The organism is Sutterella wadsworthensis 2_1_59BFAA, from assembly GCF_000297775.1.
Classification (GTDB): domain Bacteria; phylum Pseudomonadota; class Gammaproteobacteria; order Burkholderiales; family Burkholderiaceae_F; genus Sutterella; species Sutterella wadsworthensis_A.
In genome coordinates, this window is record NZ_JH815514.1 from 348830 (window position 1) to 365285 (window position 16456).

General features: G+C 59.0%; 12 protein-coding genes, 1 tRNA gene and 1 pseudogene. All 14 read left to right on the plus strand.

Features of this window, described 5'->3' with window-relative positions:
• Positions 1-240, plus strand: a pseudogene (gene tuf / locus HMPREF9465_RS03735) (elongation factor Tu); the annotation flags it as partial.
• Between the two features lie 47 nt (positions 241-287).
• Positions 288-363 (plus strand) — tRNA-Trp (locus HMPREF9465_RS03740).
• A 189-nt stretch (positions 364-552) separates the two neighbouring features.
• Positions 553-936 (plus strand): preprotein translocase subunit SecE, encoded by a 384-nt coding sequence (gene secE / locus HMPREF9465_RS03745; protein ID WP_005434229.1) that lies wholly within the window; start codon positions 553-555, stop codon positions 934-936.
• Between the two features lie 14 nt (positions 937-950).
• On the plus strand, positions 951-1487 hold the full coding sequence (nusG, locus tag HMPREF9465_RS03750; protein ID WP_005434230.1) for a transcription termination/antitermination protein NusG: 537 nt from the start codon (positions 951-953) through the stop codon (positions 1485-1487).
• Between the two features lie 118 nt (positions 1488-1605).
• Positions 1606-2037, plus strand: coding sequence for a 50S ribosomal protein L11 (gene rplK, locus HMPREF9465_RS03755; RefSeq protein ID WP_005434231.1), 432 nt, complete (start codon positions 1606-1608; stop codon positions 2035-2037).
• A complete protein-coding gene (gene rplA, locus HMPREF9465_RS03760) occupies positions 2037-2732 on the plus strand; it encodes a 50S ribosomal protein L1 (protein ID WP_005434232.1) in 696 nt (231 codons plus the stop codon). The genes rplK and rplA overlap by 1 nt, the downstream gene beginning before the upstream one ends.
• 443 nt (positions 2733-3175) lie before the next feature.
• Positions 3176-3706, plus strand: coding sequence for a 50S ribosomal protein L10 (gene rplJ / locus HMPREF9465_RS03765; RefSeq protein WP_005434234.1), 531 nt, complete (start codon positions 3176-3178; stop codon positions 3704-3706).
• 46 nt (positions 3707-3752) lie between these two features.
• Positions 3753-4130: a 50S ribosomal protein L7/L12 gene (gene rplL, locus HMPREF9465_RS03770; RefSeq protein ID WP_005434236.1), complete on the plus strand. Its 378-nt coding sequence runs from the start codon at positions 3753-3755 to the stop codon at positions 4128-4130.
• Positions 4131-4405: 275 nt separating this feature from the next.
• Entirely contained in the window at positions 4406-8560 is a 4155-nt protein-coding gene (gene rpoB / locus HMPREF9465_RS03775) for a DNA-directed RNA polymerase subunit beta (protein WP_005434238.1), read from the plus strand.
• Between the two features lie 14 nt (positions 8561-8574).
• Positions 8575-12888 carry a DNA-directed RNA polymerase subunit beta' gene (rpoC, locus tag HMPREF9465_RS03780; RefSeq protein ID WP_005434245.1) on the plus strand — a complete coding sequence of 1438 codons (4314 nt, stop codon included), beginning with the start codon at positions 8575-8577 and terminating at the stop codon, positions 12886-12888.
• 255 nt (positions 12889-13143) lie between these two features.
• A complete protein-coding gene (gene rpsL / locus HMPREF9465_RS03785) occupies positions 13144-13521 on the plus strand; it encodes a 30S ribosomal protein S12 (RefSeq protein ID WP_005434247.1) in 378 nt (125 codons plus the stop codon).
• Between the two features lie 158 nt (positions 13522-13679).
• Positions 13680-14150, plus strand: coding sequence for a 30S ribosomal protein S7 (gene rpsG / locus HMPREF9465_RS03790; protein ID WP_005434249.1), 471 nt, complete (start codon positions 13680-13682; stop codon positions 14148-14150).
• 60 nt (positions 14151-14210) lie between these two features.
• A complete protein-coding gene (fusA, locus tag HMPREF9465_RS03795) occupies positions 14211-16313 on the plus strand; it encodes an elongation factor G (RefSeq protein WP_005434252.1) in 2103 nt (700 codons plus the stop codon).
• A 48-nt stretch (positions 16314-16361) separates the two neighbouring features.
• On the plus strand, positions 16362-16456 hold a 95-nt coding region (locus HMPREF9465_RS03800), incomplete at its 3' end, for a GTP-binding protein (protein WP_005434227.1).

Below are 16456 nucleotides of genomic sequence, written 5' to 3' on the forward strand. Positions count from 1 at the left end.
GAAGGCGGCCGTCACACCCCGTTCTTCAAGGGCTATCGTCCGCAGTTCTACTTCCGTACGACGGACGTTACGGGCACGATCGAACTGCCGGAAGGCGTTGAAATGGTCATGCCTGGCGACAACATCCAGATGACCGTCAAGCTCATCTGCCCGATCGCCATGGAACAGGGTCTCCGCTTCGCCATCCGCGAAGGCGGTCACACCGTCGGCGCTGGCGTGGTTGCTGCCGTCATCGAATAATTCTGAAAAGAATTGGCGGCTGACCTGAAAGGGCCGGCCGCGCGAAAAGGGGTATAGCTCAATCGGCAGAGCGACGGTCTCCAAAACCGTAGGTTGAGGGTTCGATTCCTTCTGCCCCTGCCAAAAAAGAAGTCAAGCCGCGATCTGTGATCGCGGCTTGACTTTTATCTATCTGCGGAATCTGAAAGCGCAGAAAGTCGGGAATTTTTCGCCTATATGGCTTCGGTTCCCGCTAAAATAGCAAGCTTGCATTTCTTTTACTTTTCGTCGGCGCGCCGCTGAACAGGTCGCAGCGTGTTGGCAGGAATGAATATGAACAATCAAAACGTTGAACCCGCAACCAGCAAGTCGGACATCGTGCTGGTGACGCTCGCCGTCCTGTGTGCCGTTGCCGGCGTTATTGCCTTTTCCCTCCTGACGTCCCAGACGCTCGCCGTCCGTCTCGGCGCGCTCTTCGGCGGTCTGGTTGCCGGCGTCGTGCTCGCTTGGTTCAGCCCCTCCGGCAAGCGCCTTCTGAACTACGGCCGCCAGTCCTGGGAAGAACTGCGCCGCGTCGTCTGGCCGACTCGCAAGGAAACGCTCAACACGACGGGCCTCGTCATGGCCTTCGTCGTAGTGATCGCGATCTTCCTTTTCCTTTGCGACAAGCTGATTGAGTGGGGTCTCTACGACGGCCTGCTCCGTCTTTCTCTTTAATGTGAGGTTGAGTCATGAGCGATAACGGCATGAAGTGGTACACGATTCACGTCTACTCTTCCATGGAGAAGAGCGTGAAGAAGGCTCTCGAGGAGCGTATTGGCCGCAGCGACCTGCGCGAAAGCTTCGGTCAGGTTCTCCTGCCCGTTGAACGCGTTCAGGAAGTCCGCAACGGTCGCAAGTACACTAGCGAGCGCCGCATGTACCCCGGCTACGTCTTCATCGAAATGGTGATGAACGACGCTACGTGGCATCTCGTCAACTCCACCCCACGCGTCATTGAGTTCCTCGGCAACAACAACCCCGTGGTGCTTTCCGAGGCTGAAGTGGCCTCCATCATGGCTCAGATGGAGCAGGGCTCCGAGAAGCCGCGTCCCAAGATCGAATTCGAGATCGGCGAGGAGATCCGCGTCAAGAACGGCCCGTTCAAGGACTTCAACGGCCGCATCGAGGCCGTCGACTACGACAAGAGCCGTCTCCAGGTCTTCGTGTCCATTTTCAGCCGCGAAACGCTGGTGGACCTCGACTTCAACGAAGTCGAAAAAATCTAAAAAAATTCTGGCGTGTCGCTTGCACACCGATTTTTTCGGTGGTATAGTGCACGCCTTTCTCACACATACATGGGGAGCTCAAGCAATTGAGCGCATGAACCCATAAGGAAATTTAACGATGGCTAAGAAGATCATCGGCTTTATCAAGCTGCAGGTGCCGGCTGGTAAGGCCAACCCCTCGCCTCCTATCGGTCCGGCTCTCGGTCAGCGCGGTCTGAACATCATGGAGTTCTGCAAGGCCTTTAACGCTAAGACGCAGGGCATGGAAGCTGGTCTTCCGATCCCGGTCGTCATCACCGCGTACGCCGACAAGAGCTTCACGTTCATCATGAAGACCCCGCCGGCCACGATCCTGATCAAGAAGGCTGCCAAGATCCAGAAGGGTTCTTCCCGTCCGAACACGGAAAAGGTCGCCAAGATCACGCGCGCTCAGGCTGAAGAAATCGCCAAGACGAAGGCTCCGGACCTTACCGCTGCCGACATCGACGCTGCTGTTCGTACGATCGCTGGTTCCGCTCGTTCCATGGGCATCATTGTGGAGGGTCTGTAATGGCTAAGCTTTGCAAGCGCATGAAGGCTCTCAACGCCAAGGTCGAAGCCAACAAGCTTTACACCGCTGTTGAAGCTCTCGAACTCATCAAGGAAACGGCTGTTGCCAAGTTCGACGAATCTGTCGACGTGGCCGTCCAGCTCGGCATCGATCCGCGCAAGTCCGACCAGGCCGTCCGCGGCGCTGTCGTGATGCCGGAAGGCACGGGCAAGACCGTTCGCGTTGCCGTGTTCACCCAGGGCGCCAAGGCTGAAGAAGCTCTTGCCGCCGGCGCCGATATCGTCGGTTTCGACGACCTCGCCGCCAAGGTCAAGGCCGGTGAGCTCGACTTCGACGTCGTCATCGCCTCCCCGGATGCGATGCGCGTTGTCGGCCAGCTCGGCCAGATCCTCGGCCCGCGCGGCCTGATGCCGAACCCGAAGGTCGGTACTGTCACCCCGAACGTTGCCCAGGCTGTCAAGAACGCCAAGGCCGGTCAGGTCCAGTTCCGCGCCGACAAGGCTGGTATCATCCACGCCCCGATCGGTCGTGCCTCCTTCACGGCTGACCGCCTCCAGAAGAACCTGGTGGCTCTCATCGACCAGCTCAACAAGCTGAAGCCGGCTTCCTCGAAGGGCCAGTACCTCCGCAAGGTTGCCGTCTCCTCCACGATGGGCATCGGTGTTCGCGTTGATATCGGTTCTATCAACAACTAATGAACCAAACATAACGGGGTCGGTCCTCCGTTGGTCAGGGCAACCTGATCAGGACGCTGCGAAAGCGGCGAGACCGGAAAAGAGAAATCTTTTCTCGAGACCGTGAGGTCTCAAGGGCTTTGGGTGACGGGGCCGAGCAATCGGGCCCGTCGCTGTCAAAGACCGCTGGAGAAGCAAAGGTCAACAATTCTCTGAAAGCAACGAAGAGATTGACACCGGCGCTTTTTAATGGGCTTGTGAACTTCACTGCCGATGCTTTCACGGCAGTGGGATGACCGCCAAGTCGTCCAGCGCAGACGGTAAACCGAAGAGAGATATTGCGTTGTGTTTCAGACCACAAGCTCGTGTGCTTGTGTAAAAAATCAGCCAAAACTCTCAGAAGTATGCCGGTTATTTGAAAACCGGTGTCCTCGCAAGGGGACACCTCTGAGTGGAGCCAGACCATGGGTCTTAATCGTCAAGATAAGGCTGCTGTCATTGAAGAAGTCGCTGGCATCGTTGCCAACTCTTCCTCGATCGTCATCGCCGAATACCGTGGGCTGAGCGTTGAGGCCGTCACGAAGCTTCGTGCTGAAGCACGTAAGAACAATGTGACGTTGCGTGTTGTCAAGAACACGTTGGTTCGCCGCGCCGTCGAAGGTACGGAATTTGCCGGACTCGCTGACCAGTTCGTTGGTCCGCTCGTCTACGGCTTCTCCGCCGACCCGGTTGCTGCCGCCAAGGTTCTCGTCAATTTCGCCAAGGACAACGACAAGCTCGTTATCAAGGGCGGCGCGATGGCCAACACCGTCATGGATGTTGAAGCCGTCAAGCAGCTCGCTACGATGCCGAGCCGTGAAGAACTCCTTGCCAAGTTGATGGCTACGATGAACGAACCTATCGCCAAGTTCGTCCGCACCATCAACGAAGTCCCGGCCCGCTTTGTGCGTACCGTGGCTGCCGTGCGCGATGCCAAGGAACAGGCTGCTGCCTAACCTAAACTTTTTTTAAACAAAACACTACGTAATACGGAGCTATAAAATGGCCCTTACCAATGAAGAAATCCTCGAAGCGATCGCTTCCAAGACCGTTCTCGAAATCTCCGAACTCATCAAGATGATGGAAGAAAAGTTCGGCGTTTCCGCTGCTGCCGCTGCTGTCGCCGTTGCCGCCCCGGCCGCTGGCGCTGCCGCCGCTGCTGAAGAAAAGACGGAATTCGACGTCGTTCTCGAATCCGCCGGTTCCAACAAGATCGCCGTCATCAAGGTCGTTCGCGAAATGACCGGCCTCGGCCTCAAGGAAGCCAAGGACCTCGTCGAAGGCGCTCCGAAGGCTGTCAAGGAAGGCCTCCCGAAGGCTGACGCCGAAGCTGCTGCCAAGAAGCTCGAAGAAGCCGGCGCCAAGGTCGCTCTCAAGTAATTTTTACTTGATTTGACTGAACAAAGCGAGCACAATTAAAGTCGCTCGCTTTGTTTTTCAGAGTCTCCCGAAAGGGAGACTTTGAACTATGTTCTCCCAGGATGGAGAATGGAGTTCAAAGTCTTTCTTCTTTGATGAACCGCTTAACTTGAAATATCCCCATATCCGCCGCGCGGGTTCAACCGACAGGTTGTGCTTCCCGAGCGGCTTTTGGCGTCCATAGAGTTTGCGTTCATCAATTTTTGGTTCATCCCTCAATGTCGAACGGAGTGTCCATGTCGTACTCGTTCACTGAAAAGAAGCGCATCCGCAAGAGCTTTGCCTCTCGCCCGAGCGTCCTTGAAGTGCCTTCCCTGCTTGATACTCAGCTTCGTTCCTACGAAGAATTTCTGCAGGCGGACGTTGCCCCGAACAAGCGCAATACCGAATACGGTTTGCAGGCAGCGTTTACTTCCATCTTCCCGATTACCAGCCACAACGGTTACGCACGTCTTCGCTTCGTCGATTACGAGCTTGCTGAACCGGAATTCGACGTCGCCGAGTGCCAGCTCCGCGGCCTGACGTTCTGCAGCCGTCTTCGCGCCAAGATCCAGCTGGAAATCTTTGACCGCGATGCCGCCAAGCCCGAGACGCTGAAGGAAATTCGCGAAAATGACGTCTACATGGGCGAAATCCCGCTCATGACGGAGAAGGGCTCGTTCATCATCAACGGCACGGAACGCGTCATCGTCAGCCAGCTGCACCGTTCGCCCGGCATTTTCTTTGAACATGACAAGGGCAAGACGCACTCCTCCGGCAAGCTGCTCTTCTCGGCTCGCGTGATTCCTTACCGCGGCTCCTGGCTTGACTTCGAATTCGACGCCAAGGACATCCTGTACTTCCGCGTCGACCGCCGCCGCAAGATGCCCGGCACGATTCTGCTCAAGGCCCTCGGCCTGACGCCGGAAGACATCCTTGCGCGCTTCTTCACGTTCGACGAAATCACGATCAACGCCAACGGCGCCTCCCTTCCGTTCGTTCCCGAACGCCTGAAGGGCCAGACCGTCAGCTTCCCGATCATTGCCGACGGCAAGGAAGTGGTGCCCGCCGACAAGCGCATCACCGCCAAGCACATCCGCGACCTGACGAAGGCCGGCGTGACGAGCATTCCCGTTCCCGACGAATATGTTCTCGGCCGCGTTCTCGGCAAGAACATCGTTGACGAGGAAACAGGTGAAGTCATTGCCAACTGCAACGACGAAATCACGCCCGATCTTCTTTCCCAGCTCCGCGTCGCCAAGATCAAGACGATCTTCACGATCTTCACGAACGAACTCGACCACGGTTCCTACATCTCGTCCACGCTTCGTCTGGACGACACGCCGGATCAGCTCGCCGCACGCGTCGCGATCTACCGCATGATGCGTCCGGGCGAACCGCCCACGGAAGACGCTGTCGAGGCTCTGTTCAACCGTCTCTTCTTCGATGCCGAAGCGTACGATCTGTCCCGCGTCGGCCGCATGAAGGTCAATGCCCGTTTCGGCCGTGAAGGCGCTACGGGCTCCATGACGCTTACCCGCGAAGACATCATCGACACGATGGCCGTCCTCGTTGCCCTGCGCAACGGTCAGGACACCGTCGAGCTCTTTGATGCCGACGGCGTGGCCCGCACCTGCGTGGTCAACGGCGTCGACGACATCGACCACCTGGGCAACCGTCGTGTCCGCTGTGTCGGCGAACTCGCCGAAAACCAGTTCCGCTCCGGCCTCGTGCGCGTTGAGCGAGCTGTCAAGGAACGACTCAACCAGGCTGAAAGCGATGGCCTCACGCCGCAGGATCTGATCAACTCCAAGCCGATCAGCGCCGCCATCCGCGAGTTCTTCGGCTCGAGCCAGCTGTCCCAGTTCATGGACCAGACGAACCCGCTGTCGGAAATCACTCACAAGCGCCGTATTTCTGCCCTTGGCCCGGGTGGTCTGACTCGCGAACGCGCCGGCTTCGAAGTCCGAGACGTGCATCCGACCCACTACGGTCGCGTCTGCCCAATTGAAACGCCTGAAGGTCCGAACATCGGTCTTATCAACTCGCTCGCCCTTTACGCCCGCCTCAACGAATACGGCTTCCTTGAAACGCCGTACCGCAAGGTGGTCGACGGCGTCGCGACGCAGGAAATCTCCTACCTGTCCGCCATTGAGGAAGGCCGCTACATCATCGCTCAGGCCAACGCCGAGATGGACGAGAACGGCCGTCTGACGCAGGAACTCGTTTCCGCCCGTGACAACGGCGAAACGGTTCTCGCCAGCCCGGACCGCATCCAGTACATGGACGTGGCCCCGTCTCAGATCGTCTCCTGCGCCGCCGCTTTGATTCCGTTCCTGGAACACGACGACGCGAACCGTGCTCTGATGGGTTCGAACATGCAGCGTCAGGGCGTGCCCTGCCTCCGTCCGGAAAAGCCGGTCGTGGGTACCGGCATCGAGCGCACGGTTGCCGTTGACTCCAAGACTGCCGTTCAGGCTCGCCGCGGCGGCGTCGTCGACTATGTCGACGCGAACCGCGTGGTGATCCGTGTGAACGACGAGGAAAGCATCGCCGGCGAAACCGGTGTGGACATCTACAACCTGCAGAAGTTCACGCGTTCCAACCAGTCCACGAACATCAACCAGCGTCCGATCGTTGTCAAGGGTGACCGGGTTGCGGTCGGCGACGTGCTCGCCGACGGTGCCTCCACTGACACCGGCGAACTCGCCCTCGGCCAGAACATGCTGATCGCGTTCATGCCGTGGAACGGCTACAACTACGAAGACTCGGTGCTCATCTCCGAACGCGTGGTTGCCGACGATCGCTACACCTCGATCCACATCGAGGAGCTCTCCGTCGTCGCCCGCGACACGAAGCTCGGCGCTGAGGAAATCACGCGCGACATCTCGAACCTGTCCGAAAACCAGCTGTCCCGTCTCGACGACTCTGGCATCGTGTTCATCGGTGCTGAAGTGAAGGCCGGCGACGTGCTTGTCGGCAAGGTCACGCCGAAGGGCGAAACCCAGCTCACGCCGGAAGAAAAGCTCCTGCGCGTGATCTTCGGTGAGAAGGCCTCCGACGTCAAGGATACCTCGCTGCGCGTTCCGTCTGGCATGACCGGCACCGTGATCGACGTTCAGGTCTTCACGCGTGACGGCGTCAAGCGCGACAAGCGTGCCGAAAGCATCATCGAGGACGCCCTCAAGCGCTATCGCCGCGACCTGGACGACCAGCTGCGCATTGTTGAACGCGACGCGTTCGACCGTCTGCGTCGTCAGCTCGTCGGCCACAAGGTTGCCGGCGGCCCCGACGCCTTCAAGCCGGGCGTTGCGCTCACGATGGAAATGCTCGAGGCCGTTCCCGGCTACGATCTCTTCAACCTCCGCATGGAGGAAGAGGGTGCCCAGCACATCATCGATCTGACGATGCGCGCCATTCAGGACACGCGTGAACAGAACGACCGCAAGTACGCCACGAAGAAGGACAAGCTCACCCGCGGCGACGAACTGCCCCCGGGCGTGCTCAAGATGGTCAAGGTGTACATCGCCGAACGCCGTCGTCTGCAGCCTGGCGACAAGATGGCCGGCCGTCACGGTAACAAGGGTGTGGTCTCCAAGATCTGCCCGGTTGAAGACATGCCGTACATGGCCGACGGTCGTCCCGCCGACATCGTTCTGAACCCGCTCGGCGTGCCGTCCCGTATGAACATCGGTCAGGTGCTTGAAGTGCATCTCGGCTGGGCTGCCAAGGGTCTCGGCTGGCGCATTGAGGAAATGCTCAAGACCGAACAGGTCCGCCAGATCCGCGCCTTCCTGAACGAGGTGTACAACCGCACGGGCAAGAAGGAAGATCTCGACAGCCTTACCGACGACGAGCTGATGGCCATGGCGCGCAATCTGCGCAATGGCGTTCCGTTTGCCACGCCGGTGTTCGACGGTGCCACGGAAGAACAGGTCCGCATGATGCTCGACCTCGCCTTCCCGGACGACGAAGCCGCCCGTCTGCAGCTCACGCCCGCCAAGACGCAGGCCCGCCTCTATGACGGCCGCACCGGTGAAGCGTTCGAGCGCCCCGTCACGGTTGGCTTCATGCACTATCTGAAGCTGCACCACCTGGTCGACGACAAGATGCATGCCCGTTCCACGGGTCCGTACTCCCTCGTCACCCAGCAGCCGCTCGGCGGCAAGGCGCAGTTCGGCGGCCAGCGCTTCGGTGAAATGGAAGTCTGGGCCCTCGAAGCCTACGGCGCCTCCTACGTGCTGCAGGAAATGCTTACTGTCAAGTCTGACGACGTTAACGGTCGTACCAAGGTTTACGAAAACATCGTCAAGGGTGACCACAAGATTGAAGCGGGCATGCCCGAATCCTTCAACGTGTTGGTCAAGGAAATCCGGTCGTTGGGTATCGACATCGACCTCGTCAAGAACTAAGGGGAAATTAAGCGATGAGAATGCCGCTTAACGATATCTTCAACCAGGTCCAGTCGGAAGATCATTTCGACGCGATCCGCATCGGACTTGCCAGTCCCGAAAAGATCCACTCCTGGTCCTACGGTGAAGTCAAGAAGCCTGAGACGATTAACTATCGTACCCAGAAGCCGGAACGCGACGGTCTTTTCTGTGCCAAGATCTTTGGCCCGGTGAAGGATTATGAGTGCCTTTGCGGCAAGTACAAGCGCCTCAAGAATCGCGGCGTGATCTGCGAAAAGTGTGGCGTTGAAGTCACGCTCGCCAAGGTTCGCCGCGAACGCATGGGTCACATCGACCTCGCCAGCCCTGTCGCTCACATCTGGTTCCTCAAGAGCCTTCCGAGCCGTATGGGCATGGTGCTCGACATCCCGCTGCGCGACATCGAGCGCGTGCTGTACTTCGAAGCCTACATCGTCGTTGATCCGGGCCTTTCCACGCTCGAGCGTGGCCAGCTGCTCAGCGAAGAGGACTTCATTGCCGCCACGACCGAATTCGGTGACGACTTCGTCGCCATGATGGGCGCTGAAGCCATCGGCGAGCTCCTGCGCACGATCGACATCGATCAGGAAGTCGAACGTCTGCGCACCGAGCTCCGCGAGACGAGCTCCGAAGCCAAGATCAAGAAGTTCGCCAAGCGCCTCAAGGTGCTTGAAGGCTTCCAGCGCTCCGGCATCAAGCCCGAATGGATGATCATGACGGTCCTCCCGGTTCTTCCGCCGGACCTGCGTCCGCTCGTCGCCCTTGACGGCGGCCGCTTCGCGACGTCCGACCTGAACGACCTGTACCGCCGCGTCATCAACCGTAACAACCGTCTGAAGCGCCTCCTCGAGATCAAGGCTCCGGACATCATCGTGCGCAACGAAAAGCGCATGTTGCAGGAAGCCGTCGACTCTCTGCTCGACAACGGCCGCCGCGGCAAGGCGATGACCGGTGCCAACAAGCGCCCGCTCAAGTCCCTCGCCGACATGATCAAGGGCAAGAGCGGCCGCTTCCGTCAGAACCTGCTCGGCAAGCGCGTGGACTACTCCGGCCGTTCCGTTATTACGGTGGGTCCTGAACTCCGTCTGCACCAGTGCGGTCTGCCGAAGCTCATGGCTCTCGAGCTCTTCAAGCCGTTCATCTTCAACAAGCTCGTGCTCCGCGGTCTCGCCGTGACGCCGAAGGCTGCCAAGAAGATGGTTGAGAACCAGGATCCTGTCGTCTGGGACATCCTCGAAGAGGTGATCTACGAACACCCGGTCATGCTCAACCGTGCTCCGACGCTGCACCGTCTCGGCATTCAGGCGTTCGAGCCCAAGCTGATCGAAGGCAAGGCCCTCCAGCTGCATCCGCTCGTCTGCGCCGCCTTCAATGCCGACTTCGACGGTGACCAGATGGCCGTTCACGTGCCGCTCTCGCTCGAAGCCCAGCTTGAAGCCCGCTCGCTGATGATGGCCTCCAACAACGTCCTGTTCCCGGCCAACGGCGATCCGTCGATCGTGCCGTCTCAGGACATGGTGCTCGGTCTCTACTACGCTACGCGTGAAAAGATCAACGGCAAAGGCGAGGGCATGTTCTTTGCCGACGTCGCCGAAGTTCAGCGCGCCTGGGACAACAAGGTTGTCGAACTCCAGACCCGCTGCACGGTCCGTATCCGCGAATACGACGTCAACAAGGAAACGGGTGAAAAGACCCCGCGCATGGTTCGTTACGAAACCACCGTCGGCCGCGCTCTCCTCTCCGAAATCCTGCCGGAAGGCATGAGCTTCAAAGAACTCAACATCACCTTGAAGAAGAAGGAGATCGCCAAGCTGATCAACCGCTGCTTCCGCAAGTGCGGCCTGCGCGCGACGGTCATGTTCGCCGACAAGCTCAAGGACAACGGCTACCGTCTGTCGACGCGCGCCGGCATCTCCATCTGCGTGGGTGACATGGCCGTCCCCGCTCAGAAGGAAAAGCTCGTCCATGACGCCGAACAGGAAGTCAAGGAAATCGAAGCCCAGTACACGTCCGGTCTCGTGACCCAGGGTGAACGCTACAACAAGGTGGTGGACATCTGGGGCCGCACGGCCGACCAGGTGGGCAAGGTGATGATGACCGAGCTCTCCACCGAACCGACGATCGACCGTCACGGCAAGAAGGTTCGTCAGGAATCGTTCAACAGCGTCTACATGATGGCCGACTCCGGTGCTCGTGGTTCCGCAGCCCAGATTCGCCAGCTCGCCGGCATGCGCGGCCTGATGGCCAAGCCGGACGGCTCCATTATTGAAACGCCGATTACCGCGAACTTCCGTGAAGGCTTGAACGTTCTGCAGTACTTCATTTCGACCCACGGTGCCCGTAAGGGTCTGGCCGACACGGCTCTGAAGACCGCTAACTCCGGTTACCTGACGCGTCGTCTCGTCGACGTGACGCAGGACCTCGTGGTGACGGAAGACGACTGCGGCACGACCAACGGCGTTGAAATGCGCGCTCTGGTCGAAGGCGGTGAAGTCATTCAGGCTCTCCGTGACCGCGTCCTCGGCCGCGTGACCGCCACCGACGTCGTCAACCCCGACGACGGCGAAGTGGTCATTGCCGCCGGCACGCTGATCGACGAAGACTGCTGCGATCTGATCGAAAAGCTCGCGATCGACATGGTCAAGGTCCGTACGCCGCTCACCTGCGAAACGCGCTACGGCCTTTGCGCCAAGTGCTACGGCCGCGACCTCGGCCGCGGCTCGATCGTCAATGCCGGTGAATCCGTCGGCGTGATCGCCGCCCAGTCCATCGGTGAACCGGGTACCCAGCTGACGATGCGTACGTTCCATATCGGTGGTGCCGCTTCCCGTGCCGCCGTGGCCTCCAGCGTCGAAGCCAAGTCCTCCGGTGTCGTGAGCTACTCCCCGGCCATGCGCTACGTCCGCTCCGCCAAGGGCGAACTGGTCGTCATTTCCCGTTCCGGCGAAATCGTCATTACGGAAAACGGCCGCGAACGCGAACGCCACAAGGTTCCGTACGGCGCCACGTTGCTCGTGATGCCCGACCAGGAAATCAAGGCCGGCCAGATGCTCGCCAACTGGGATCCGATGACGCGTCCGATTATCACGGAATACGCCGGTACGATTAAGTTCGAAAACGTCGTTGAAAACGTGACCGTGATGAATCAGGTCGACGAAGTGACGGGCCTTTCCAGCCTCGTCGTCATTGACCCGAAGCGCTCCACCACGACCGCCAAGGGCAAGGGCAAGTCCCAGAACGCCGGCATCCTGCGTCCGTTGGTTCACCTCATTGACGAAAACGGCAATGAAGTGAAGATCCCGGGCACGGACCATGCCGTGACGATTCAGCTGCCTGTCGGCGCCTTCGTGGTTGTCCGTGACGGCCAGCAGATCGGCATGGGTGAGGTTCTCGCCCGCATCCCGGTCGAATCGCAGAAGACCCGAGACATTACCGGCGGTCTGCCGCGCGTTGCCGAACTCTTTGAAGCCCGCAGCCCGAAGGATGCCGGCATGCTCGCCGAAGTGACGGGCACGGTGACCTTTGGCAAGGAAACGAAGGGCAAGCAGCGCCTGATCATCACCGGCAACGACGGCGTCGCCCACGAAACGCTGATCAGTAAGGACAAGACGGTTCTTGTCCATGATGGTCAGGTCGTTCAGAAGGGTGAAGAAGTGGTTGACGGTCCGGTCGATCCGCACGACATCCTCCGCCTGCTCGGCATCGAGGAGCTCGCCCGCTACATCGTCGACGAAGTGCAGGACGTTTATCGTCTGCAGGGTGTGAAGATCAACGACAAGCACATTGAAGTGATCGTCCGCCAGATGCTGCGCCGCGTCCAGATCACCGATCCGGGCGACACGCACTTCATCACCGGCGAACAGGTCGAACGCTCCGAAATGCTCGACGAGAACGATCGCGTCGTCGCTCAGGGCCTGCGCCCCGCCAGCTACGACAACGTCCTCCTCGGCATTACGAAGGCCTCGCTTTCCACGGACAGCTTCATCTCGGCCGCTTCGTTCCAGGAAACGACGCGCGTCCTTACGGAAGCCGCCATCATGGGCAAGCAGGACGAGCTCCGCGGTCTGAAGGAAAACGTCATCGTCGGCCGTCTGATCCCCGCCGGTACGGGTCTCGCCTATCATCAGGCTCACAAGGCTCGCGAACAGGCCGAACGCCTGGAAGCTGAGACCGCCCGCGCTTCGGTCACGACCGAGGATCCGTTCCTCGAGCCCTCCGCCGTTGTCGATCCGTTCGCATCTCTTGATGCGCCGCTGACGACCACTGGCGAAGAGTTTGCCGACGGTTCCAAGAAGGAAGGCGCCAAGTAATAGCGCCCGAGTTCTGAAATGAACAGAAAGCCCGTCTCCTGAAAGGGAGGCGGGCTTTTTAGTACAAAAAAAGCCCCTTCACTTGACAGGGAAGGGTGTTATGGTCGAAAATCACATGCTTTTCAGGGACAGTGTCTCCATCGAATCGGCTCTTTGCCTCTGCGCCTAGGCTGTTCGGGGAGAATAGGGTGCCTGAAGCGTTTATAACCAGAGCCTGCATGGTGCAGGCCAAACTTTAGTTTTAGACGGACGTTTATGCCTACTATTAACCAGCTTGTTCGCAAGCCCCGTGAGCTCACGCACGACAAGAGCAAGAGCCCCGCTCTTAAGAACTGCCCGCAGAAGCGCGGCGTTTGCACTCGTGTGTACACCACGACCCCGAAGAAGCCGAACTCTGCTCTTCGTAAGGTCGCCAAGGTGCGCCTGACCAACGGTTTCGAAGTCATTTCGTACATCGGCGGTGAAGGCCACAACCTCCAGGAACACTCTGTCGTGCTTATCCGCGGCGGCCGTGTGAAGGACCTTCCTGGTGTTCGTTACCACATCGTCCGCGGCTCTCTGGATACCCAGGGCGTCAAGGATCGTAAGCAGGCCCGTTCCAAGTACGGTGCCAAGCGCCCGAAGGCCGCTTAATTTTCGCGGCGATACGCCGTGGACAAACGGTTGTCGCCTTGAATTAAGGCGTAACCGAGTAAGTCGCGATCCATGGGATCGCTTTAAATCAAATTTATCCGCTCGTTACTTTTTTTCACTGGGCGGATATAGACTGAAGACACGAAAGAGGAAATCAAATGCCCCGTCGTCGCGAAGTTCCGAAGCGCGAAGTGCTTGCCGACCCGAAGTTCGGCAGCGTCGAAATTACCAAGTTCATCAACGTGATCATGCTTGACGGCAAGAAGGCCGTGGCCGAACGCATCGTTTACGGCGCCCTCCAGCAGATCGAAGAAAAGTCCGGCAAGAACGCCTTGGAAGTGTTCACCACCGCCCTGAACAACGTCCGTCCGCTGGTGGAAGTCAAGTCCCGCCGCGTTGGTGGTGCCAACTATCAGGTTCCGGTCGAAGTCCGTCCTGTCCGCCGTATGGCCCTCGCCATGCGCTGGCTCCGTGAATCTGCCAAGAAGCGTTCTGAAAAGTCCATGCCGCAGCGTCTCGCCGGCGAACTGCTCGACGCGGCCGAAGGCCGTGGCGGCGCCATGAAGAAGCGTGACGAAGTCCATCGTATGGCTGAAGCCAACAAGGCCTTCTCGCACTTCCGCTTCTAATTCCTGTTCGCTGCATGGGGAATTTCCTCTCCATGCAGCTTGTCTAGTGAGGAACCTTAAATGGCTCGTCAAACCCCGATTTCGCGTTACCGCAATATCGGTATCTCTGCCCACATTGACGCGGGCAAGACCACCACGTCCGAACGTATTCTGTTCTACACCGGTGTCAACCACAAGATCGGTGAAGTGCATGATGGCGCCGCCACCATGGACTGGATGGAACAGGAACAGGAACGTGGCATCACGATTACGTCCGCTGCCACCACCGCCTTCTGGCGCGGCATGGAAATGCAGTGGGAACCGTATCGTCTGAACATCATCGACACCCCGGGGCACGTTGACTTCACCGTTGAAGTTGAACGTTCCATGCGCGTCCTCGACGGCGCCTGCATGGTCTACTGCGCCGTGGGCGGCGTGCAGCCGCAGTCCGAAACCGTTTGGCGTCAGGCCAACAAGTACCGCGTTCCCCGTCTTGCCTTCGTGAACAAGATGGACCGTACCGGTGCCAACTTCTTCAAGGTCTACGACCAGATGAAGAAGCGCCTCAATGCCAATCCGGTTCCCGTCGTTGTGCCCATCGGTGCTGAAGACCAGTTCGAAGGCGTTGTCGACCTCATCAAGATGAAGGGCATCATTTGGGATGCGAAGTCTCAGGGCATGACCTTCGAATACGTCGACATCCCCGCCAACCTCGTTGACGTTGCCCAGGAATGGCACGAAAAGATGGTTGAGAGCGCTGCGGAAGCTTCCGAAGAGCTCATGAACAAGTACCTCGAAAACGGCGAACTCTCCGAAGAGGACATCATCGCCGGTCTTCGTCAGCGTACCATCGCCTGCGAAATCCAGCCGATGCTTTGCGGTTCCGCCTTCAAGAACAAGGGCGTGCAGCGCATGCTCGACGCCGTCGTGCAGTTCCTGCCGGCCCCGTCCGACATTCCGCCGGTTGAAGGTTTCGACCTCGACGAAAAGCCGACCTTCCGTGAAGCCAAGGACGAAGCTCCGTTCGCCGCTCTCGCGTTCAAGATCATGACCGACCCGTACGTCGGCCAGCTGACCTTCCTCCGCGTCTACTCCGGCGTTCTGAACTCCGGTGACACGGTCATGAACTCCGTCAAGGGTCAGAAGGAACGTATCGGCCGTCTGCTCCAGATGCACGCCAACGAACGTAAGGAAATCAAGTTCGTGGAAGCCGGCGACATCGCCGCTGCCGTGGGCCTGAAGAACGTTACGACGGGTGACACGCTCTGCGCTGTCGACGCTCCGGTCATCCTCGAACGCATGGAATTCCCGGAGCCGGTTATTTCCCAGGCTGTCGAACCGAAGACCAAGGCCGACCAGGAAAAGATGGCTCTCGCTCTGAACCGTCTTGCTCAGGAAGACCCGTCCTTCCGCGTCCGCACGGACGAAGAATCCGGCCAGACGATTATTTCCGGTATGGGCGAACTCCACCTCGAAATTCTCGTCGACCGCATGAAGCGCGAATTCAACGTCGAAGCCTCCGTGGGCAAGCCCCAGGTTGCTTACCGTGAAACGATCCGCTCCGTGGTTGAAAACGCCGAATGCAAGTTCGCCAAGCAGTCCGGCGGCCGTGGTCAGTACGGTCACGTCGTGCTCAAGCTCGAACCGCTCGAACCCGGCAAGGGCTTCGAATTCGTCGACGCCATCAAGGGCGGCGTGGTTCCGCGCGAATACATCCCGGCCGTTGAAAAGGGTGTCGAAGACACGCTCAAGGCTGGCGTCCTCGCCGGCTACCCGGTTGTTGACGTGAAGGTCACGCTCCACTTCGGTTCCTACCACGAAGTCGACTCGAACGAAAACGCGTTCAAGATGGCTGCCTCCATGGCCTTCAAGGAAGGTATGCGCAAGGCTGATCCGGTTCTTCTCGAGCCGATCATGGCTGTCGAAGTCGAAACGCCGGAAGAAAAGATGGGCGACGTCATGGGCGACCTTTCTTCCCGCCGTGGTGTGATCCAGGGCATGGACGACCTCGTTGGCGGCGGCAAGAGCATCAAGGCTGAAGTGCCGCTGGCTGAAATGTTCGGCTACGCTACGCAGCTTCGCTCCCTCACGCAGGGCCGTGCCACGTACACGATGGAATTCAAGCACTACGCTGAAGCTCCGCGCAACGTCGCCGAAGCCGTGATCGCCGACAAGGCCAAGTAAGATCTACAATAGAACTGTTTTTTAACCCCTAATCTTTAAGGACCAAAAATGGCCAAGGGTAAGTTTGAACGTACCAAGCCCCACGTTAACGTGGGCACGATCGGTCACGTGGACCATGGTAAGACCACGCTGACGGCTGCTAT